This is a genomic window from Candidatus Hydrogenedentota bacterium (assembly GCA_016791475.1).
Taxonomy (GTDB): domain Bacteria; phylum Hydrogenedentota; class Hydrogenedentia; order Hydrogenedentales; family JAEUWI01; genus JAEUWI01.
Map to the genome: position 1 here is coordinate 57,283 of JAEUWI010000016.1, position 21,430 is coordinate 78,712.

At 61.9% G+C, this 21,430-nt stretch carries 18 protein-coding genes and 1 tRNA gene; 14 read left to right on the forward strand and 5 right to left on the reverse strand.

Annotated features, from left to right (window positions below; genetic code table 11):
* The first annotated feature begins 72 nt into the window (after positions 1-72).
* From JNK74_10655 to JNK74_10710, 12 genes are all read left to right on the forward strand, one after another.
* A tRNA-Gln gene (locus tag JNK74_10655) sits at positions 73-147 on the forward strand.
* A gap of 69 nt (positions 148-216) precedes the next feature.
* On the forward strand, positions 217-1,155 hold the full coding sequence (locus JNK74_10660) for a ribose-phosphate pyrophosphokinase (protein MBL7646637.1): 939 nt from the start codon (positions 217-219) through the stop codon (positions 1,153-1,155).
* Positions 1,156-1,179: 24 nt separating this feature from the next.
* Positions 1,180-1,794: a 50S ribosomal protein L25 gene (locus JNK74_10665; protein ID MBL7646638.1), complete on the forward strand. Its 615-nt coding sequence runs from the start codon at positions 1,180-1,182 to the stop codon at positions 1,792-1,794.
* A gap of 51 nt (positions 1,795-1,845) precedes the next feature.
* Positions 1,846-2,409, forward strand: a complete 564-nt coding sequence (locus JNK74_10670) for an aminoacyl-tRNA hydrolase (GenBank protein ID MBL7646639.1) — start codon at positions 1,846-1,848, stop codon at positions 2,407-2,409.
* Between the two features lie 36 nt (positions 2,410-2,445).
* Complete coding sequence (ilvN, locus tag JNK74_10675; GenBank protein ID MBL7646640.1) at positions 2,446-2,964, forward strand: acetolactate synthase small subunit; 519 nt, start codon at positions 2,446-2,448, stop codon at positions 2,962-2,964.
* A gap of 273 nt (positions 2,965-3,237) precedes the next feature.
* Positions 3,238-3,954, forward strand: coding sequence for a hypothetical protein (locus JNK74_10680; protein MBL7646641.1), 717 nt, complete (start codon positions 3,238-3,240; stop codon positions 3,952-3,954).
* Positions 3,955-3,978: 24 nt separating this feature from the next.
* On the forward strand, positions 3,979-4,923 hold the full coding sequence (locus JNK74_10685; GenBank protein ID MBL7646642.1) for an acetyl-CoA carboxylase carboxyltransferase subunit beta: 945 nt from the start codon (positions 3,979-3,981) through the stop codon (positions 4,921-4,923).
* A complete protein-coding gene (locus JNK74_10690; GenBank protein MBL7646643.1) occupies positions 4,920-6,218 on the forward strand; it encodes a bifunctional folylpolyglutamate synthase/dihydrofolate synthase in 1,299 nt (432 codons plus the stop codon). Before JNK74_10685 ends, JNK74_10690 begins: the two co-directional genes overlap by 4 nt.
* A gap of 463 nt (positions 6,219-6,681) precedes the next feature.
* Entirely contained in the window at positions 6,682-9,882 is a 3,201-nt protein-coding gene (locus JNK74_10695) for a hypothetical protein (protein MBL7646644.1), read from the forward strand.
* Between the two features lie 376 nt (positions 9,883-10,258).
* Positions 10,259-10,864, forward strand: a complete 606-nt coding sequence (locus JNK74_10700; GenBank protein MBL7646645.1) for a hypothetical protein — start codon at positions 10,259-10,261, stop codon at positions 10,862-10,864.
* Positions 10,861-11,415 (forward strand): hypothetical protein, encoded by a 555-nt coding sequence (locus tag JNK74_10705; GenBank protein ID MBL7646646.1) that lies wholly within the window; start codon positions 10,861-10,863, stop codon positions 11,413-11,415. The genes JNK74_10700 and JNK74_10705 overlap by 4 nt, the downstream gene beginning before the upstream one ends.
* A gap of 399 nt (positions 11,416-11,814) precedes the next feature.
* Positions 11,815-13,293: a rhamnulokinase gene (locus JNK74_10710; protein MBL7646647.1), complete on the forward strand. Its 1,479-nt coding sequence runs from the start codon at positions 11,815-11,817 to the stop codon at positions 13,291-13,293.
* A 39-nt stretch (positions 13,294-13,332) separates the two neighbouring features.
* Here the strand turns inward: JNK74_10710 and JNK74_10715 are convergent, their stop codons facing one another.
* The 5 genes from JNK74_10715 to JNK74_10735 form a co-directional block, all read right to left on the reverse strand.
* Entirely contained in the window at positions 13,333-14,451 is a 1,119-nt protein-coding gene (locus tag JNK74_10715; protein MBL7646648.1) for an acyltransferase, read from the reverse strand.
* 136 nt (positions 14,452-14,587) lie between these two features.
* Positions 14,588-16,558 carry a 4Fe-4S dicluster domain-containing protein gene (locus JNK74_10720; GenBank protein MBL7646649.1) on the reverse strand — a complete coding sequence of 657 codons (1,971 nt, stop codon included), beginning with the start codon at positions 16,556-16,558 and terminating at the stop codon, positions 14,588-14,590.
* A gap of 120 nt (positions 16,559-16,678) precedes the next feature.
* Positions 16,679-17,641: an electron transfer flavoprotein subunit alpha/FixB family protein gene (locus JNK74_10725; protein MBL7646650.1), complete on the reverse strand. Its 963-nt coding sequence runs from the start codon at positions 17,639-17,641 to the stop codon at positions 16,679-16,681.
* A gap of 2 nt (positions 17,642-17,643) precedes the next feature.
* Positions 17,644-18,420, reverse strand: coding sequence for an electron transfer flavoprotein subunit beta/FixA family protein (locus JNK74_10730; protein MBL7646651.1), 777 nt, complete (start codon positions 18,418-18,420; stop codon positions 17,644-17,646).
* Positions 18,421-18,517: 97 nt separating this feature from the next.
* Entirely contained in the window at positions 18,518-18,991 is a 474-nt protein-coding gene (locus tag JNK74_10735; protein MBL7646652.1) for a dehydratase, read from the reverse strand.
* A gap of 277 nt (positions 18,992-19,268) precedes the next feature.
* On the opposite strand from JNK74_10735, the gene JNK74_10740 reads away from it, so the two are divergent.
* Together JNK74_10740 and JNK74_10745 are read left to right on the forward strand one after the other, a co-directional pair.
* Complete coding sequence (locus JNK74_10740; protein ID MBL7646653.1) at positions 19,269-20,618, forward strand: HDOD domain-containing protein; 1,350 nt, start codon at positions 19,269-19,271, stop codon at positions 20,616-20,618.
* A gap of 35 nt (positions 20,619-20,653) precedes the next feature.
* The gene (locus JNK74_10745; protein MBL7646654.1) at positions 20,654-21,424 is read left to right on the forward strand and encodes a glucose 1-dehydrogenase; all 771 of its coding nucleotides are present in this window, start codon (positions 20,654-20,656) and stop codon (positions 21,422-21,424) included.
* Positions 21,425-21,430: the final 6 nt, after the last annotated feature.

The window sequence follows — 21,430 nt, forward strand, 5'->3', positions numbered from 1 at the left end:
AAACACGTGTGCGCTGTGCATCTGTCGGTCCTCGCTCTTGAAGGGCGGAGGGCTGTGTCGGCTGAACATCACAGGGGCGTGGCCAAGTGGTAAGGCACCTGCTTTTGGTGCAGGTCATCGTAGGTTCGAATCCTTCCGCCCCTGCCATTTTTTTGCTTTCCACGGAAGGTCATATTGGGTAAAGGACTTGGCATCTCAGTGGCCTACACGAGCGATATGAAAGTGTTCAGCGGCGGCGCCTCCGAGGCGCTGACGGCTGGCATTTGTGAGCACCTGGGATGCGAGCCCGCGCGCGCCAGCGTCGGACGTTTTTCCGATGGTGAAATTCGGGTGCAGATCGCGGACAACATCCGCGGGCGCGATGTGTTTCTTGTGAACAGCACCTCGCCGCCGGTGAACCGGCACCTGATGGAGTTGCTCATCATGATCGACGCCGCGAAGCGCGCGTCGGCGGAGCGGATCACGGCGGTCATGCCCTATTTTGGCTATGCCCGACAGGATCGAAAAGACAAGGCGCGGGTGCCGATCACGGCGAAGCTGGTGGCCAACCTCCTTACGGCGGCGGGCGCCAATCGCGTGCTGACGGTGGACCTCCACTGCGGCCAGATCCAGGGATTTTTCGATATTCCGCTGGATCATCTTTCGGCGGAGGTGGTGTTTGTGAATTATCTGAAGAGCCACCGCGCCCTTCAGGAAGACTTGATGGTGATATCTCCCGACACCGGCAGTGTGGGTCGCGCCCGGGAGTTTGCGAATCGACTGGGCGTTCCCCTGGCGATCGTGGACAAGCGGCGGCCGAAGGAAAATGTTGCCGAAGTCATGAACATTATCGGTGACGTCACCGGGAAGCATGCCCTGCTTTTCGACGATATGATCGACACCGCGGGCACGCTGGCCAAGGCGGCCAAGGCCATCAAGGCCCATGGCGCGCTCTCGGTGCGCGCGTGCGCCACGCACCCCGTTTTCAGCGGGCCTGCGCTGGACAATATAGAGAATTCGGAACTCGAGGAAATACTGGTATGTGATTCAATTCCCCTGTCCGAGAAGGCCCGGAGCAACCCGAAGGTTCAGGTGCTCTCCCTTGCGGCCTTGATCGGGGAAGCTATCCGCAGAATTCACAAGGATGAATCCGTCAGCAATCTATTCAAGACCTGACGCCGATTCGGAGGCTCAAATAGCATGGAACTTCAAACGATCAACATCAGCACCCGTGAAGAGAGCGGCAAGGGCCCGGCCCGTCGCCGCCGCGTTACGGGCTCGATTCCCGCCGTGATGTACGGCGAGAAGAAGGGCGTCGTCTCGGTCATGGTCAACGCGAAGGCCTTCGTCAGCGCGCTGCACGGCAGCCAGGGCGAACACGCCATCATGCAGGCCAATGTCGAGGACAAGCCCGAGCTCAGCGGTCCGGTCCTTGTCAAGGCGGTGCAGCACCATCCGGTGAAGGAGCATATCATCCACGCCGACCTGCTCCGCATCGATCTGGCGAAGCCGATTCACACCCTGGTGCCCCTCGCGCTCGTGGGCCAGTGCCCCGGCATCGTGGAGGGCGGCGTGCCGGATCAGCCGCTGCGCGAACTCGAAATTGAATGCCTGCCGCTGGATACCCCCGCCCATCTGGACGTGGATATCAGCGAACTGCGCATCGGCGGCCTGCTCCACGTGGCCGACCTGAAGGTTCCGGACAACATCAAAGTTGTGACCGACCCCGACCGCACGATCATCACGATCCACCCGCCGCGCGTGGTGGCCGTGGCGGAAGCCCCGGCGGACGGCAAGAAGGGCAAGAAGAAATAACAGGTTTGAACCGGTGCCGGGCGTACAGCCCGGCGCCGGGCGGATTTCCTCATGAAGATCATCGCTGGCCTGGGCAATCCCGGGCCGGGTTACCGGAACACCCGGCACAACCTCGGCTTCCTGCTGCTCGACCAACTGGCCCGACGCCTGAATGTTTCTTTCGACAACAAGGAGAAGCACGGCGGCCTGCTGGCCCCCGCGCGCCTGGGCACGGAAAAAATCCTGCTGGTGAAGCCGCAGACCTTCATGAACCGGAGCGGCGATTGCGTCGCCAGCGTCTGCCGGAACGCCATCTTCGACCCGTCCGACCTGCTTGTCGTGGTGGACGATATCAACCTGGCCCTTGGCCGGATTCGTTTCCGGGCGGGCGGTAGCGCGGGCGGTCACAACGGCCTCAAGTCCATCATCGAGCGGACCGGCAGCCCGGATTTCCACCGGATGCGCATGGGTGTGGGGGATGATCGAAAGAGCCGGGATCTGGCCGATCACGTGCTTTCCTCCTTTCAGCCCGAGGAGCGGCCCGCCGTGGAATCCATGCTGGAGCGCGGCAGCGACGCCGCGCTGGCCTGGCTCGAAGGCGGTATTGATCGGGCGATGAACGAGTATAATGCCTAGAGCGCAATTCCCGCGGGCCACGGGACAGAGGAAGGAATGGAAGTGGAAACATTGAAAAAACACACCATCAGTGTTCTTGTGGAAAACCACTTCGGCGTGCTCGCCCGCGTGTCGGGGCTGTTCAGTGCGCGCGGCTACAACATCATCAGCCTCTGCGTGGGCGAGACCATGGACCCCGAGATCTCCCGGATGACGGTGGTGGTCCGGGGCGACGATCAGGTGCTCTTCCAGATGATCCAGCAGTTGAACAAGCTGGTGGACGTGATCGAAGTCACCGACCTTACGACCTCCTCTTTTGTGGAGCGCGAGCTCGTGCTCATCAAGGTGAACGCGGGCAAGGAGCAGCGCGGCGAAGTGGTGGAGATCGCCACCATATTCCGCGCCAGTATCGTGGATGTGGGCGCCTCTTCCCTGACGGTCGAAGTGACCGGCGCCGAGGGCAAGATCAACGCCTGCATCGACATGCTGCGGCCCTACCAGATTACCGAGCTGGTGCGCACGGGTGAAATCGCCATCCACCGCGCGCCAAAACGAGATTGCATGTTGCCCGAATAAAGGGTATGATCACGGGATGTGTATTGTGACGGAAAATCATTCGTTGGCCATGGGAATCCTGTCCCGGGTTTCCGTACCTTCCCGTTTCAGCACGCCTGCCGCGAATCCGCGGTACAAGGCGCGGGGTTTCGTTTTCGCCCCGTGTCACCATGGTGTGGAAGCGAAAGCTACTACCGCAGCCCAGCGCTGCGGTTTTTTTATGCCCGGACCGCCGCCGGAGAGTCGGCGCCGGGAACGAATGATTGAATCAACTGGACGCGGAGGCGCAGCGCTTTGAAGAGTTTACTGAAATTACAATCCCTCGATCTGCAGATAGAGAAGCTCCGTTTGCGCGAAACCGAGATCCCCAAGCAGAAAAGCAAGTACGATATCCACAAGAAGCGCCTGGAGGACGAGCTGAAGTCCAGCGAGAACCGGCACAAGGGGCTGCTCCTCGAACAGCGCGAATGCGAGGGGGATATCGCCGCGAAGCAGGCGGATATCAAGAAGAAGGAGAACCAGCTTCTCTCCGTGAAAAAGAACGAAGAGTATCAGGCCCTGCTCCACGAAATGGAAATGCACAAGAAGCAGATCGCCATCAAGGAAGAGCGGATCATCGCGATCATGATGGAGCTGGACGAGGCGAAATCCTGCCTGGAGGAAGACAAGAAGCGCATCGGCGCGGAGCAGGAAGAGATCAACGCCGAATGCGCGAAGATCGATGGCGAACTCGCGGTGGCCGTTTCCGAGCGCAAGGCCCTCGAAGCCCAGCGCGCGCCGCTGGTGGCCGAGATCGACCCCTCCATGCTCAGCAAGTATGAGCGCATCCGCAAGGCGAAGAAGACGGGACCCGCGCTGGTGCCCCTGCAGGGGGAATCCTGCTCGGGATGCTTCATGACCATCACCGCGCAACACGTGAACGAGATCCTCGCGGGCGACAAGTTCATGCCGTGCAATCACTGCGGCCGCCTTGTATACTATGCGCCCAAATTCGACGGCGCGGCGCTCTAGAGATTAGGAAAAAAGGCAGCAACTATGGCGTTTTTCGAACGTACCCCCTTCGGGCGGAAAAACAAGAAGCAAAGCTCCGGCGTGCCCGACGGCCTCTGGATAAAGTGCGACGGCTGCAAGCAGACCGTGTACAAATCCGACATCAAAGAGAACATGCAGATCTGTCCCGGCTGCGGCCATCACTACCGGATGGGCGCGCGGGAACGGATCGAGCTGGTGTCCGATCCCGGCTCTTTTGAAGAGACCCATACCGGCATCACCGCCGCGGATCCACTCGGGTTTGCCGTAGGCAAGGAGACCTATACCGAGCGCATTTCCCGCGCACGGGAGCTCTCCGGCCTCAATGAGGCGCTCGTAACCGGCATGGCGCGCATCGAAGGCGTGCGTTGCGCGATCGGCGGTATGGACTCGTCCTTCGTCATGGCGAGCATGGGCTCCGCCGTGGGCGAGAAATTCTGCCGCCTGGTGAAGGACGCCATCGCGAACGAGGTGCCCCTCATCGTTTTCGCGGCCTCCGGCGGCGCGCGCATGCAGGAGGGCATCCTGGCGCTCATGCAGATGGCCAAAACCGCCGACGCCGTGCGCCAGATCAACGAAGCGGGCTTGCCCTATATCGTGGTGCAGACTGACCCGACCTCGGGCGGTGTTTTCGCCAGTTTCGCGAGCCTGGGCGATATCACGATTGCCGAGCCCAAGGCCTATATCGGCTTCGCCGGCGCCCGTCTTATCGAGGGCGCCTTCAAGATCAAGCTGCCCGATGGATTTCAGCGCGCCGAGTATCAGCAGGATAATGGCTTCGTGGATCACATCGTGAAGCGCCACGACCTGCGCGCCCACCTGGCCAAGCTGCTGCGCTACCTCGCGCCCCACGCGGATGAGGATATCGCCTCCTATGTGCCCCCGACTGCCGCCGTGTCTGAACCGGTTGCCGTGGCGCAGGCCGGTGAAGAGGATGCGGCGGAGGAATGACACCGTCCGCCTTGACGCGGCCGGACAGCGCCGCGCGGCAGTATCTGTTCGACCTGACATTGCATGGTATCAAACTGGGCCTGGAGAACATCCAGGCCCTTGTTTGTGCCGCGGGTGATCCGCATCGGGCCGTGCCGGTTATTCACGTCGGCGGCACCAACGGCAAAGGCAGCGTCTGCGCCATGATTTCGGCCATGCTGCGGTCGGCGGGCTATCGCGCGGGCCGCTTTACGAGTCCCCACCTGATCGACGTGTCCGAGCGCTTTCTCATCGATGGCGAGCCAATACCGGAAGCGGCGCTGGAAGAGAATATCGCCTTCTTTCGCGATGTCTCGGCCGCGATGGATCGTGTCCCGACCTTTTTCGAAATGACCACCGCCATAGGCTTCCGCTATTTCGCGCAGGAAAAGGTGGATGTGGCCATCATCGAGGTGGGCATGGGCGGGCGCTTCGACAGCACCAATGTGGTCGCGCCCGTGGCGACGGCCATCACCAACATCGATCTGGAGCACACGGCCTTCCTGGGCGACACCCTGGCGAAGATCGCCTTTGAAAAGGCGGGGATCATCAAGCCGGGCATCCCGGTGGTCACGGCCGAGCGCCGCCCGGAGGCCTTCGACGTGTTTACGCGCCGCGCGGAGGAGGAAGGCGCACCCCTCCTCCAACTGGGTCGCGACTTTCGCGCGGAAACGAGCGGCAGCCCCTGGGCGCAGCGACTGCGCTTCTCCAGCAGCGCCCTTCGGCTCGAAGACGTTTCACTCGCTCTTCCGGGCCGCTATCAAGGCGAAAACGCCGCCGTGGCCGCCGCGCTCGCGTCCCAACTGATGGACGCGTTTCCGAAACTCAACGCCTCTCACATCGCCACCGGCCTCGCCAGTGCTTCCTGGCCCTGTCGCGTTGAAAAAGTGCTGGATACACCGCCGGTCTTCATCGACGTGGCCCACAACGGCGCGGGTGCGCGAAAGCTCGCCGACTTGTTTGAGGATTGCGTACTGGTCTTCGCGGCATCGTCCGACAAGGACCGCGACGCGATGCTCGATGCGCTCCGCCCCCGCGCGCGTCAGATCGTTCTCACCCAGTTTGAGGGCAAGCGCGCCACGCCCGTGGAAGAACTCGCCGCCCTGCTGCCCGAAGGCACATTCGAAACCCGGCCCGATCTTCCCGCCGCCATCGCCCGCGGCCTGGAGCTCGCCACCCCCGCATGTCCCCTCCTCATCACCGGCTCCATCTACGCCGCCGGTGAAGCCAGGGAATATTTGATACGCGAACATGGCGTGAGGCCGCTGCGGTTCTAGACACCCTTCCACCTTGAGGCAACCACGGGTGCCATCCACACACGGAGGGGCTTGCAACTGAGTTTGTGGGTCGGTGACGCGCCTTGGCGGGTGAAGGGACATTGACGATGGTTATTCACCCCGCATCCCAACGCCCACCCCGGGGTGCCACGCGATCCGGCAACGCCGGTTCGTGTGCCCGAGGCAGAGTGCAAGTACTACATCCCGGTTCGCCCGGGCTCTCCTTACAAACCCTGTGTTCCTGGCAAAGACGCTGGAGCTCACAAGTGCACAGCCCATCCCGCACCCCATCAACAAACCGATCCGTTGTATTGACCTGACCCATCCACGCACCCGCCCCACATGGCACACGAACCGCCCTTCAGGGCGGATCGCGTGGCACGATTTTACGCCGGTGCCCTCTTTGCAGTTCTCCCCGGCGCTCGCTATACTCGGGTCTTCCGAACCATCCAGGGGACATCCCATGCCCGCATACTTCGCCTTCGTGCTCGCTCTCGCCATCGTGCTCTCCGCCTACGCCGAGCCATCCATCCGTCTCTACAACCCCACCGAATTTACCGGCCCCGCCCTCGTGGAAATCCCAACCGGCCGCATCGCATCGCCAGGAATGATCGACTGGAGCAACCACCACCTCGAAGTGAAGGGCGAAGTGCTACCCCAGGCCCTTCGCGAAGGCCGCGCCCACTGGAAGTCCACCCTCGCCGCGCCCCTCGCCACGCCGCGCGCCGAAGATCTCCTCGTCTTCTGGTGCGCCGTGCCGCCGGGAGAGTGGGTGGAGGTCGCGATCGTATCGGGCGCGTTGAATTCCTCCGCCGCAATGGAAATAGCCGACGGCAAAATCGCCGTCCGCTACCCCGGCGTAGAGGCGAACATCGACGCGTCGACTGGCCTGCTGACTGGCCTGTCCGTCGGTGGCGAGTCCATGCTCGACGCGCCCATGACTATCACCGCATCCACGCTCGCGCCGGATCCCTTTCAGTACACGGGCAATATTGGTCCGGGCTACATCCCTTTTCAAGTCGCGGTGAAAAGCGCCGATCCCGTTTCCATAACCGCGCACCTTGCCTCCCAGTCGTCCACGCCCGCAATGACGGAGCTGAACTTCGTCCTGCAAGCAGCCAGCGGCCCCGATCTTGCCCTGACCTACCGCATCCACAACGGAGGTCTGGTTGAGATCGTCGCCGACGAACGCCCTTGGACCGGCCCCAGCCCGTGGATGAACCACGCGGTGCAATTCACGCTGCCCCTCAAGGGCGACGCGCAATCGCTGCCGCTGCTGGAGAACCGCCACCCCTTCTACGGCTTCAAGGACTTCCCCGGAACCCTTCCCCAGATCGCGCAGCGTATCGCGGGTGAAACCGTCGACGTTGTCGTGCTGGGCGACGAAATTGTGAATGGCCGCCATTGGCAACGCCGCATTCAGGGGGTATCACGCGACGGTGAGAATGCGCTGGACGCGCTGGTCGAGATCATGGACGAGGGACTTGTCGTCGTGCCCATGCCGCTAGAATCAGCAGTCCCCGTGTGGATCGTGGACGCGCCGGATAAAGCGAATGCCGTCGCCGCGAGACTCTCCAAAGCCCTCGGGGCGCCGACGCAGGCGGAGCTCGATGCGGCCCAACAGCCGGATGTCCATCGCATCACGCTGGATATGGACCCGTCCCATGGCTTGGGGGGAGTTGAGGGCGATGGCTATGCCATCACCATCGCTTCCGATGGCGGTATCCGGATCAGCGCCCACACACTTCTTGGACTCAATAAGGCCGTCTCAGATGTCATCGCGCATCTGGGCGACGACAAGCGCATCCCGCTCATCGCGCGCAATCCCGTCGTGGAGGTGCGTGGTGGCGGCTTCGGTGGCGGCGCCTTCGAGGTGGACTTCTCCTACGGCGACGACGCTGAGTGGGAGCGGGTCTTCGATGGCCTCCTCGATTCGGGGATGAACACCTTCTGGTGCCTGGGCATGTGGGGCAACTGGAAGATGCCGGTTTCCTACAAGTACATGCCCGAGCTGCACTCCGACGACCCCGAGGCCTACGATGAGTCCTCTGGCGTGCTCTTCCGCGAGCTCGATCAACACCGCGAACACGGACTCAAGCTCATGCGCTACCTGCAGGAGCGGGGCGGCCGGGTCTATGTGTGGCTGCCCATCGGCTGCGTGCCCACCACCTTCGTGAAGCAGTATCCCGAGGCGCTCAAGCCCGGCACCGTGGAAGAATTCTGGGGGCGCCCCAAAGGCACACCCTGTTTTACCCATCCGAAATACGCGGAGTACCTGGACGCCTTTCTTAAGGAGCTCGTGGAGACCTATCCCCTTGATGGCGTGGTTCTCGTGCGCGACGACAACGGCGGCATCTGCGATTGCGAGCGCTGCACGGCCTTCACCGCCGCCTCGACAACCAAAGTCGCCGTGTGGGAGCAATACCTACAGATCCACGGGCGGCTGCGGGGCCTGGGTTTCAATGGCGCCGTTGGCGTTTATCCCTACTTTGATGGATACACCCCCGCGCTCGACGCCCAGATGCCCGAGGACCTTTTCATCGCGGGCCACGGTGCATCGACCGCCGCCCTCACGCGCGATCAGTCCCGCATCGGCCACATGCCCGACACCTGGCTCGACAACCTCTACACCAACTTCAAGCTGCCGCCCTCGCCGCGCATGCGCCGTCTGCTGGGCGACCGCGGCAGCTTCTACATCGGCGGGGCGTACCAGACCACGGAGTTGCCCTGGGAGGCCATGGGCTACTTCGGCTGGGAGCCCACCGCCACGGCCAATTCCTTCCGCTATCAGTGGGGCGCTCGTAACTTCGGCAAAGAGGCCGCCGTTGCCTTCGTTCGGATGAACGATGTCTACGAGGACCTGTGGGAGATCAACGCCCGCTACCTCATCCCCAACGTGTGGATCGCACTGGACGCCGAGTCGCGCTCGCGTGTCGCCGAGGACATCCGCGCGCTCCTGCGCGATTACGACGCCCGCCTCGGGGGAATGCGAACGGCCGTGTCGCCGGGATATGAGGAATGGTTGAATCTATCCGCCCTCTTCACGCCCTTCCTCGAATACCAGCTCCGCCGACTGGAGCTGTTCACGGAAATGATCGCGATCGCGAAGCAACACGGCCCCGCCATCGACAGCGGGACGCTGCCTGAAGAAGTCCGCGCGGCCATGCTCGCGAAGTACGCCGAGATGAAGGACTACGCCACAAAATACGCCACCGTGCAAGGCAAGCTCCCGGGGAACATGATGGAAGCCACCCGCAGCCTCACCATGCCCTACAATGAATGGATGACCGGCTTCGAGGGTTGGCTCGATCCCCACCTGGGGCGGCCCCAGTTCGCAGCGAAAGTCGTTGCCGACCCGATTAAGACGTACGCGGGCGAGGCCTTCACCATCAACGTCGAGATACAAAACACCGGAGTCATTCCCTGGGACCGCTGCGACCTGACCCTATCCGAAAACGCCACGGCCTTGGGTTGGAAGATCGATGCCGTGACCGACGAGCAACCCATCGCCCCCGGCGACCGCGTGACGCGGACCATCACGGGAACGGTACCATCGGAAGCGATTTCGGCCACGGTATCGGTATTCAGCCCAACCCGCAATCGGACAAAAATGGCCGAAGTTCCGTTGCAAGCAGTGCTGGTAGGGACTGACGCGCCCAAATAAGCGTAGAGTTGCGAAGTGCCCGCAAACACAAGGCACACGGCGAATTGACGTCGCGACGTCGCCGGGCGTGGCTGTCCCGTCGTGCGCGAAGTGTGCCCGATGTCACCGTCGAATCGTGGATAGGGGACATGTCGTTTGGTAGCAGTGTGCTCCATGCCTCCGTCGCCTCCCCAGACGACGGGACAGCCACACCCTGAGAAGTCACGAGCACGCATCCGGGGGGCATGGCAGGTCGAGGCTGGCGACGATCTTCTCCATGTTCCTGGGTGCGTCAGTCCCTGAGTGGCCCTGAATTCTGTTTTCTGGTCTGTTTTCATGCGCCGCGTCGTCGTGTTATATTGGGGTGGCAATTGCGACAGCATTCGGAGGGCCTGGAATGATTCTCAACACACGTTGGTGTGCGACGACCACGATAGCGGTATGGGGCTGTCTTTCTCTTTCCTGCGCCCATACGCCCGATGCGCACGTGCATCTCAGCGCTCCCGCGCCGCCCTTTGATAAGCCGCTTATCATTCGCGGCAGTGTCGCCGACTCGAACACGGGGGAACCCATCCCCTATGCCGATGTTTACGTGTTCGACGCACGACACGAGAATTGGACAGCGCTGCAGCAACATAATGCGCATGTGGGCACCGCCAACCGCGCGGGTGTAATCGATCTGGCGGCAATGTTGAAGACAGCGGATACCACCGCGTTCAAGTCCGAATTTCGTTCCGGGTTTGGCGGATGGAACGCAACCCGGCCCCTGCTCGAGGCGGCGGAAGCCCGTTGTCGCGCAGGAGAGCCACCGGTCACTATGGTGGTCCTCGCCGCACCTCGATACCAGGACGCAATAGTCTTTCCAGAGGCACCGATGCAGCTCGATGAATCCCGTGGCGCGAACATCCTGCAACTTGGCACGGTAACGATGGTCCGCAGGCCTGATTCAGACTTCATATTTGCGGAAAGCTGGCTGGAAACGCAGGAGGCCGACGCGAGATGAGACAGCTACTTTCGCTTATCCTGGCCGCGTTACTTGTCACAAGTTGCGCCCACCGCGCCGATCCCGTAACCGCCCAGAGTTCGGCGGATCGTGTCATGAGTGCAATGCATTTTGCCGGGTTCGTGGTGCGGGGGAATCTCCTCGAGCCGGACGGAATACCAGCGGACTATGTGGAAGTGTACTTTATCGATTTGGGTCTTGATTACGTTCGGTCCAAACAGGCCTGGGAATTCAGGATTGGAACGTCAGACGAAAACGGCACCCTGGATCAGAGATTCGACTATGGTTGGTGTACCGAGACCTCCTTCAAGGCACTCGGTGTTGAAGTGCCCGACTTCACCGGGGAAACCGAAGAAGATCCCCATATACTGTTTTCCGAGGCCCTCTGGGAGGCTTGGTCGAATGCGAAACTCCCCCAGCCCTTTGCCATTGAGATCCGCGCGGAGGGTTTTGAGCCCCACCGTGTGGAATTTGACCTCACCCCAATGCCCCAACTCGACGGGCCACACATTCTCGAACTCGGCACGGTCAAGGTCGAAGCGACGTCATAGGGACTGACGCGCCCAAATAAGCGTAGAGTCACGAAGTGCCCGCAAATACAAGGCACACGGCGGATTGACGTCGCGACGTCGCCGGGCGTGGCTGTCCCGTCGTGCGCGAAGTGTGCCCGCTCTCACCGTCGAGTCGTGGATAGGCGACATGTCGTTTGGTAGCAGTGTGCTCCATGCCTCCGTCGCCTCCCCAGACGACGGGACAGCCACACCCTGAGACTTCACGAGCACGTATCTGGGGGCACGGCGGGTCAAGGCTGGCGAAGATCTTCACCATACTCGTGGGTGCGTCAGTCCCTGAGTGTCTGTCCCGCCTGCGTTTGCGTCAATAACCCTTGGGCGTGCCTTCGTGCTAAGATACCCGCCCCAAGAGAGCAACCATTACCGAAGGAAGTTCCGATGAAAGACGTGTATCGTTTTCTCGCATTTGATTTGGGCGCGGAGAGTGGCCGGGCCGTGTTGGCCACCTTGAAGGACGGCAAGATCGCCCTGGAGGAGATCCACCGTTTCCGCACGGAGGGCCTCATCATGCTGGGCCGCCGCCAGTGGGATCTGGCGCGGATCTATGAGGAAATGATCGCGGGTCTGAGCAAGTGCGCGCGGGAACACACGGCGGAGCTTGACGCTATTGCCATCGACACGTGGGGCGTGGATTTTGGCCTGCTGGACAGCGAGGGCCACGTGCTGGCGAATCCGGTGCACTATCGTGACAAGCGCACGGAAGGCATGTTCGACGCGGCCTATGCGAAGGTGCCGAAGGAGGAGATCTACAAGTCCACGGGCATCCAGTTCCTGCCCTTCAACACGAGTTTTCAATTGCTGGCGCTTGTGGAGGCGAAGTCGCCGCAGCTCGCCGCCGCGAAGGATCTCCTGCTCATGGGCGATCTGCTGGCCTACCTGCTCTGCGGCAAGAAAGCGTGTGAATATACCAACGCCTCGACCACGCAGCTCATGGATCCCCACACACGCACGTGGAACGACGATCTGATTAAGCGCCTGGGTATTCCCCGGGAGATCCTCCTCGACCCCGTCATGCCCGGCACGAACCTCGGGCCGATTCTGCCCGCCGTGGCCGAGCTCACCGGCATCAACCCGAAAACCCCCGTCATTGCGCCCGGCACCCACGACACGGCGTCCGCCGTGGTGGCCGTGCCCGTGGCGGAAGGCGCGGGGAACTGGGCCTACCTCTCCAGCGGTACCTGGTCGCTCCTCGGCGCGGAGCTCGACGAGCCCTGCATCACCGACGAGAGCATGGCCCAGGACTTCACGAATGAAGGGGGCGTGGGGGGGAAGATCCGCTTCCTGAAGAATATCTTTGGCCTCTGGCTCGTGCAGGAATGCCGCCGCTCGTGGGAGCGTCAGGAAGGCAGCAAGCTCGACTATGCCGCGATAACGGAAGACGCCGCAAAGGCCGAGCCCTTCCGCTCCATCATCAACCTCGACGACCCGCGCCTCTTCGCGCCGGACGACATGCCCAGCCTCATCCAGCAGATCTGCCGCGAGATCGGTCAGCCCGTGCCGGAGACGCGCGGGCAGATCGTGCGCTGCGCCCTGGAGAGTCTCGCGCTGAAATACCGTCAGACGCTCAACGCCCTGGACGACACCCTCGGCCGCAAGACCGAAGTGCTTCACATCATCGGCGGCGGCACGCAAAACAAGCTGCTCAACCAGATGACGGCCGACGCCTGCGGCATCCCCGTGGTGACCGGCCCGGTCGAAGCAACCGTGCTGGGCAACGTGGGCGTGCAGGCCATGGCCGTCGGCGCGCTGGATTCGCTGGCGGCGGTGCGCAAGGTCATAGGCGACAGTTTCGCGCTGGAGCGCTACGAGCCGCGGAACACGGCGGAGTGGGCCGCCATCGTCAACATCCGATCTTGAGTCGGGGCCGGGCTTCGAACTCGGCCCCTCGGCCATCGATCAGAGCTGAGCCATACCTTTATTCATGATCTTGTTCGAGATGCGCCGTCCCAGATTCATAAAGGGCTGTTCTACTGTACGGTGGAGAATTTCCGCTGCAACCAACGTTACGGCCACGCACGTCAGAAAGTACAGCGGACTCTTCCACAGAGGCACAAGGGGGCCAGGTTTGAACGCAAGCTGTACCACGTTCTGTGCCAGCACATGGACAAGGTAGAGGCCGTAGGTCCGTAGGCCAAGATAGCTCATTAACTTTGTCTTGAAAAGGGAAGTGCATGGCGTTCTGCCAGCCACGAGTCCGACGAGAAAGACGCCAACAATGTAGGGGTATGTCATGAAATAGATGTCGTTTTCACCGTAAGTCTGGGCTAGATGTACGCTGACCAGCAGTACGAACGAAGCTATATGGATCGGTGCGAAAGCCAACCGTGAAATTGCGTTGTAGGAAAGTCGGCACTCCATCAGGACCGCCAGCATGCAGCCAATTAGAATACTGGAGTAGTGGCTGAGCTTCAGTGTTTCCACAATTGGGTAGTTCTGAAAAAAGTAGTAGGCCACGACTATCGCGCCAGCAATAGCCAGGCGCCCGGTCATGCTGCGGTGGAGCAGCGCGAAGCCGAGTAGTGGCCAAATCAAATAGAATTTCTCTTCGATGCCTAACGACCAACTGTGGAAGAATGGGGGGAAGTCACCGTAAAGCTGCGCCATAACAGGCTCAGCGGCGTATTCATTCATATATACGAGATAATAGGGCAGGGCAATGCCTAATGCTGGCCGACTATCGATGCTCTTCTGCATGTCCAGCCCAAAGATGATGACACAGTAAAGGAAAAGGACTAAGAAATAGGCAGGAAAAATACGAAATGTCCGCCGCACATAAAAGGCTTTTATACTGAGCGTGCCCCTTGCGGCCTCCTCACGTAACGCCAGAGTCGTAATGAGAAATCCACTGAGCACGAAGAACGACGGGACACCGGAAAAGCCATTCAGCGCGCGCCAGCCCAGAAAATCGGCATGCCACGTGATGATTAAGAGGCACGACGCCGCCCGAAAGCCATCAAGCGCGGGAAAGTACTTGGCAGACTGATATTCCTCGAAGGTAAGGGGAAGATTCTTCAACTTGTTCTCCAGTGCAATTCAGAAAAGTCATTGCGTTGTTCACGAACGGTTTCGAAATGTCTAGAAAGCCCTGCTATGATGGGACGAAAGTCTGCCGCGAATACAAGCCCACCCACACCGGGGTATCGCATCTGATTCACGCCAGTCCCATCGATTCCGCGAGCAGCTCCGCCACATCTTTCACCGCAACTTCCGGGTGGCCTTCGGCCTTTACGCCATCGGTGATCATGGTCATGCAGAAGGGGCAGGCGGTGGCCACGGTGCCCGCGCCGGTCTTGATGGCCTCGCCGGCGCGCTCGGTGTTGATGGCCTTGCCGATGGTCTCTTCCATCCACATGCGACCGCCGCCCGCGCCGCAGCAGAAACCGTGCTCGCGGCTTCGGGGCATCTCCACCGGCGTGGCCTGGTTGGCCGCCGCCACGAGGGCGCGGGGCGCGTCCATCACATCGTTGTAGCGCGCCAGGTAGCACGAATCGTGGTAGGTGGCCACCGCCGCGTTCACCGCCGGGGCTTTGGGCTTCAGTTTGCCGGCCTTCACCAGGTCCGCCAGCAGCTCCGTGTGGTGGAGCACTTCAAAGTCGCCGCCCAACTGGGGGAATTCGCTCTTGATGCTGTTGAAGCAGTGGGGGCACGCCGTGACGACTTTTTTCACGCCATAGCCCTTCATCGTCTCCACATTCTGCATGGCCAGTTGCTGGGCCAGCATTTCATTGCCGATGCGCTTTGCACTGTCGCCTGTGCAGCTCTCCTCCTCGCCCAGGATGCCGAATTTAACCTCCGCCGCCTGCATGAGCTTCGCGAAGGCCACCGTCACCTTCTGGTAGCGCTGGTCATAGGAGCCCGCACAGCCCACGAAGAAGAGGTACTCCACATCCGCGTCTTCCGCCAGCGTCTTCACGCCCAGGCCCTCGGCCCACTTGCCCCGCTCGCTCTGGGGCAGGCCCCAGGGGTTGGACTGGGTCTCCACGTTGCGCATGGCGCCCTGGGCCGTCTCGGGGAAGTCGCCCTCCATGAGCACGCGGCCCTGGCGGATACCCAGGAGCTTGCTCATGGGCTGGATTTCCACGGGGCAGGCCTCTTCGCAGGCGAAGCAGGAGGTGCAGGACCAGAGCACGTCTTCGGTGATCACATCCCCATAGAGGGCCTGCTTCGGTTCCGCCGCCGGATCGTTCAACAGCGCCGGGCCCTCGCGGAAGAGGTGGGCCTTCAGATCGAGCACCACCTTCTTGGGGCTCAGGGGCTTGCCCGTGTTGTAGGCGGGGCAGGCCTCCTGGCAGCGCCCACACTCGGTACACGCCGTCAGGTCGAGCAGTTCCTTCGCCGTGAAATCCCTGATTGTGGTGATGCCGAATTTTTCGGCGTTCTCATCTTCCAGGTTCAGGTTGGGGATGCGCCCCTTCACCCGCTCCTCGCGGAAGAAGAGGTTCGGCAGCGCGGTGATGATGTGGAGATGTTTGGAGTAGGGGATGTACGCCAGAAAGCCCAGCACCACCAGATTGTGGAGCCAGTGAAAGGTTGCGTAGGTGAGGGGGTAGGCTTCCATGCCCAAAGGGCCGTCACCGAGGACGGCGGCGCGCAGCATCCCCGTGATGGGCATGAACCCGGGGCGCGGCTGGATGACCTGAAGCACGTAAAACGCGACAATGAGCACCGTGATCAGGCCGAGGATAATGAGCGCGTCGATGGTGTGGGAGGTGGGTCCCTCCAGGCGCTTCGGCTTCACCACCAGCCGCCGCCAGGCGGCGACGCCAATGGCGATCAACACCAGGAGCCCGAAAAAGTCCTGGCAGGTGTTCATGATCCAGTAGATGGGGCCGAGAAAGGCGAAGCTGAAGTTGTGGAAAAGTCCGCTGATGAGTCCCTCGATGGTGCCGAAGGTGAGCACAAAAAAGCCCCAGAAAATAAAGGCGTGGCCCAGGCCCGCCGGGGTGCGCAGCACGAGCTTTTGCCCGAAGCCTTTCGATAGGAGATCGGCGACGCGGCGGGGGAGGGCATCCAGCCCCAGCGTTCCCTGTCCCAGATTCACCCAGCGATAGACCCGCCAGAGTCGGTGGGCAAAGACCGCGTGGGCGGCGACAATCAACACGAGGAGGATAAGGGCGCTCATGGGGTCCGGCGAGTCCTTGTTCGGTAGACAGTATTCTGTTGAGCAGATAGCAAAAGACCGATAAGACGGATAGGACCGATTGGCACCATCCGTCCTATCGGTCCTATCCGTCGAATGAAATTATCCCCGCGCCTTCTGAACGGCTTCGGTCAGCAGCGGGCAGATTTCGAACAGATCCCCGACGATACCGTAGTCGCAGATCTTGAAAATATTCGCCTGAGGGTCTTTGTTGATGGCGACGATGACCTTGGAGGTCCGCATCCCGGCCATATGTTGGATAGCGCCGGAGATGCCGCAGGCCACGTAGACATCCGGGCTCACGACCTTGCCGGTCTGGCCGACCTGGTGGCTGTGATGGATCCAGCCCGCGTCCACCACGGCGCGGCTTGCGCCGAAGGCGGCGCCCATCGCCTTGGCGAGGTTCTCCACGACCGGCAGGTGCTCAGGGCCGCCCACGCCGCGCCCGGCGGAAACCACGATCTTCGCTTCGGTCAGTTCCACCACGCCCGTGGCCGCTTCCGCCGCCGCCTGGATCACCGTGCGGAGGGAGAGTGCGGGCATATCCCGGTGAATGACTTCGGGGGTATCCGCGCCGGATTTTTCCACGGTCACGGTATTGGGTCGCAGAGAGACCATGGCGGGCGATTCGTCGACGGCGACTTCCGAGAGGACCTTGCCCCCGTAGACCGGCTTCGTGGCCTTCAGACCGCCATCCCAGCGGCAACCGGTGGCGTCCTGCACGAGTTCAACGCCGAGGCGCGCAGCGACGGACGCGCAAAGTTCCTTGCCCAGCGCGGTGGCCGAGCCGATGATGACCTTGGCGCCGAGTTCGCGGGCGAGATCGCGCACGATGGGTACATAGGCGTCGTTGGAATAGTGAGTCAGTTGGGCGTTTTCGTAGGCATAGAGTGTCTTAATGCCGAATCCCGCGAGTGCGGCGGCCTGATCCGCGATGGACTGGCCGATGTACACGGCGTTGAGGGGCAGGCCGGCGGCGTTGGCCACGGCGGAGGCCGCGGAGGCCGCTTCAAATGCGCAGGGCTTCAGTTCACCCCGTTGTTCAAGAAGTACCAGTACGCTCATGATCAAAACGCCTTTTCATCTTCTTTGAGGATCCGCACCAGCTCGGCCACCTGGACCGCCGCGTCACCATCGATCAGTCTGGCCAGCCGCTCCTGGCGGGGCAGGGCCATCGATTCCACCGTCACGCGGTTCGAGAGCGTTGCGGTGGAAAGGCCCAGGCTTTCCAGCGTCTTCTCATCCACCGGCTTCTTCTTGGCCTTCATGATGTTGGGCAGTTTCGGATACTCGGGCTTGTTGAGGCCCTTCTGTGCGGTGAATATGGCCGGCAGCGGGATGGACAGAGTCAAGTTGCCGCCTTCCACTTCGCGCTCCACGATTGCATTGCCGCCGTCGAGGGAGAAGCGGGTGATGACCGAAGCATGGGGCCATTCCAGCAACTCGGCAACGCGCTCCGCGACTTGGGAGCCGTCGTCGTCCGCAGCCTGCTTGCCCGCGAACACGAGATCGGGGGCCTCGTCGGAAATGACCTTGGCCAGCGCCTCCGCCACGCCCCGCGCGCCCAGCGCCTCGATGCCCGGCCCCGTAACAAAGACGGCCCGGTCCGCGCCCATGGCCAGGGCGGGCAGCAGAATTTCCTTCGCGCCCTCATCGCCCAGCGTGATCACCACAACCTCGCAGTCCGAGGCGGTTTTGATATTCACCGCTTCCTGCACCGCGTGCTCGTCATAGGGGCTCATGATGTACTTCAGGCGATCCGTGGATACACCCGTCCCCGTGGCGTTCACTTCAAACGCCGAGGCCGTGTCCGGCACGCGCTTCACCAACACTACAATCTTCATGGACTCTCCCTGCGGGCGCGCATCCCTGCGGATGAATCGCGCGCGCCCTCTGCATTCTCCCAGGCGGACTTGCTGCCTGTCCGCGCCAAAACTCAGCTCAACCTTCGGCGGGCTTATCTTCCCGGCGCATGTACATCACCTTCCACTCCCCCTCCTGACACACCTTTCCCCGCTGGTTCTTCACCTGAATATCGAAAATGATGATGCCCATGTCCGGTTTGTGCGTCGTTCTCTTGGTCTTGACTGTCTGAATGACACAGATGGTATCGCCGATGAAAATAGGGCGCTTGAAATCCCAGGAAAGACCCAGCCAGGCCACCAGCATGTGCTGCTGAGCCCCCGGGTTACGCGTGACAAGTCCCGAACTCACGGAAAGCCCCAGCATCCCGTGGGCTATCCGCTGGCCAAAGTGCATGCTCGCGGCAAACTGCTCGTCCGTATGAATGCGGTTAAAGTCCCCGGAGATCCCCGCGAAATTAACAATATCCGTTTCGGTAATCGTTCTGCCCGGCGTCGTCGCGCTGTCGCCTTCGTTCAAATCTTCAAAATATATGCCGTTTCCGTATTCCACAACCCACTCCTCTCGCGCCGGGCGATTAAACGGGAAGTTTACCACCGTACTCCCGTCGGTTCAAACGGCGGGGCCTTCCCAACAGGCCCCGGACGCGTCGTCATCGGGCGCTCCAGCGTTCGGGCGGCATGATCTATCGCCCGTCTTTCAGGTGGTTGCGCGATGTCCTCCATGAAATGGAGCCCGGCAGGTGCGGGTTCAAATTGGGATCCGGCGGGGTGCGGAGTGCTACACTTCCCCCGGGGGACCAGTTCCAAACCTATCAGGGGATCGATGTATGAGTCATGTCGCTGTAGACGGGGGACGGCTGCTGATTGGCGAGCGGCTGATCGAGGAAGGAATGATCACCCCCGAGCAATTGGAAGAAGCGCTTCAGCAGCAGAAGCGCTCGGGGACCAAGATAGTAGCGACCCTCATCGCGCTGGGTCACCTGACACAGGCAGATTTCCTGAAGTTTCTCGCGCGCCAGCCCGGTATCGCCAGCATCCACCTTTCGGGCTACAGTATCCCCGCGCCCGTGCTCCAACTGGTTCCCGCCGAGTTCGCGCGAAAGCATGAGGTAGTCCCCATGGATACCATGGGCTCCGTGCTTACGGTGGGCATGGCGTTTCCCCTTGATGCTTCCGTGATTCGAGATTTGGAGGCCCTCACCAAACTGCGGGTGAAGGCGCTCCTCGTCGTTCCCGAAGCCATTCAGGTCGCCCTCGACAAATACTACCCGGCCCCGGGGGTTCATTCCTCGGGCACCAAAGACTGGTCCGTGACCGCGTCCGTGCCTTCAACTTCGACCCTCCGAGAGGTTGCGGCCTCCCTCACGATCGACGGCGTCATGGCGCTGGTGCGGGGCGTTTCATCCCTGCCCGCCATGCCGGAAACGGTACAGCGCGTTCAGGAGGCTGTGGCGAATCCCGACCTGGGCGCAAGCGACGTGGCGGAAATCCTGAAGCGCGATCCCGGGCTTTCCGCAAAGATAATCAGCCTGGCCAATGCGCCCGTCCACGGAATCCGGCACCGGATCGACTCGATCGAAGCGGCCACCGCCATGCTCGGTCTGCGGGAAGTCTACACCGTGGCCGTGGCCGCCGCCGTTGTGGACCGATTGGCGTCGGCTCCAAATTTCGACTACCGCGCCCACTGGCGACGCTCGGGGCTCTGCGGTTCCCTCGCCAAAATACTGGCCCGCGCGAGTGGGATAAACTTCGGTTCCGGGGTGTACGCCGCCGGACTGCTCCACGATATCGGGCGCGCCGTCTTCGCGGAAGTGACGCCCGTGCCCTATGGCGCGCTCCAGCATCAGGTGCCCGACGAGGTCCTCGTTGAGGCGGAGCAAAACGCTTTCGGCATTTCGCACCCGGAAGTGGGCTACATCGTCGCCGAAAACTGGGCCCTGCCCGCGCCCATCGGCGCGTGCATCCGCTTTCACCATCAGCCGGAGCGGGCCCGGGATTTCCCCGATCTCGTGCGCCTCGTCGCTCTGGCCTCGCAATTGGCCGATCACCTGGAAATGCCCGAACTCGTGCCTCTGTCGCGCTGCACCGATTCAGCCCGCACTTTTGGTATGGAAGAGCACCAGCTTACCGGTATACTGGACGTAGCCCGCGCATTGCGCGATTCGGAGGCGGTGTAACCTCGTTTAACTGTCCATCCCCCTGGAGATTTCCCATGAGCCAGCCGACAAAAGCAGCCATCATCACCGGCGCCAGCCGCGGGGTGGGCCGCGCGACCGCCATCGCACTGGCCCGGCAGGGGTATGCCGTTGCCGTGAATTACAGCGCCTCGAAGGATGAAGCGGAAAACGTCGTCCAGCAGATCGAGGGCTACGGAGGCGCCGCCATTGCGGTTCAGGCCAACGTCTCCGAGAATACCGCCTGCAAAGCGCTCGTCGCCCAGACCATCGAGGCCTTCGGTCGGATCGACGTGCTGGTGAACAATGCCGGCGTCACCAGCTTCATCCCCCATAACGCGCTGGATCAGGTGCGCGACGAAGACTGGGATCGTATCCTGGGCGTCAACCTCATTGGCCCCTTCCAGATGGTTCGCGCCGCGATGCCGGCGCTGTCGGCAAGCGGCAACGGCGCCATCGTCAATGTCGCCAGTATCGCGGGCCTGTCCGCTCTCGGGAGTTCCATACCCTACTGCGCTTCCAAGGCCGCCCTGCTCAATATGACCGTGGCCCTCGCGCGCGTGTGCGCACCCAAGGTGCGGGTCAACGCGGTCGCGCCCGGCTTCATCGAAGGGGAATGGCTCAAGCAGGGCCTGGGCCCGGCCTACGAAATGGTGAAGAAGCAGTGCCAGGACCGCGCGCCCCTGCACAAAGTCTGCACGCCGGAGGACGTGGCGGGCGCGATCCTCTCGCTTGTGACCGGAAGCCCCATGATCACGGGCCAGACGGTGGTTGTGGACGGCGGCATGCTGATTGGCTCCGTGCCCTGAATCGGC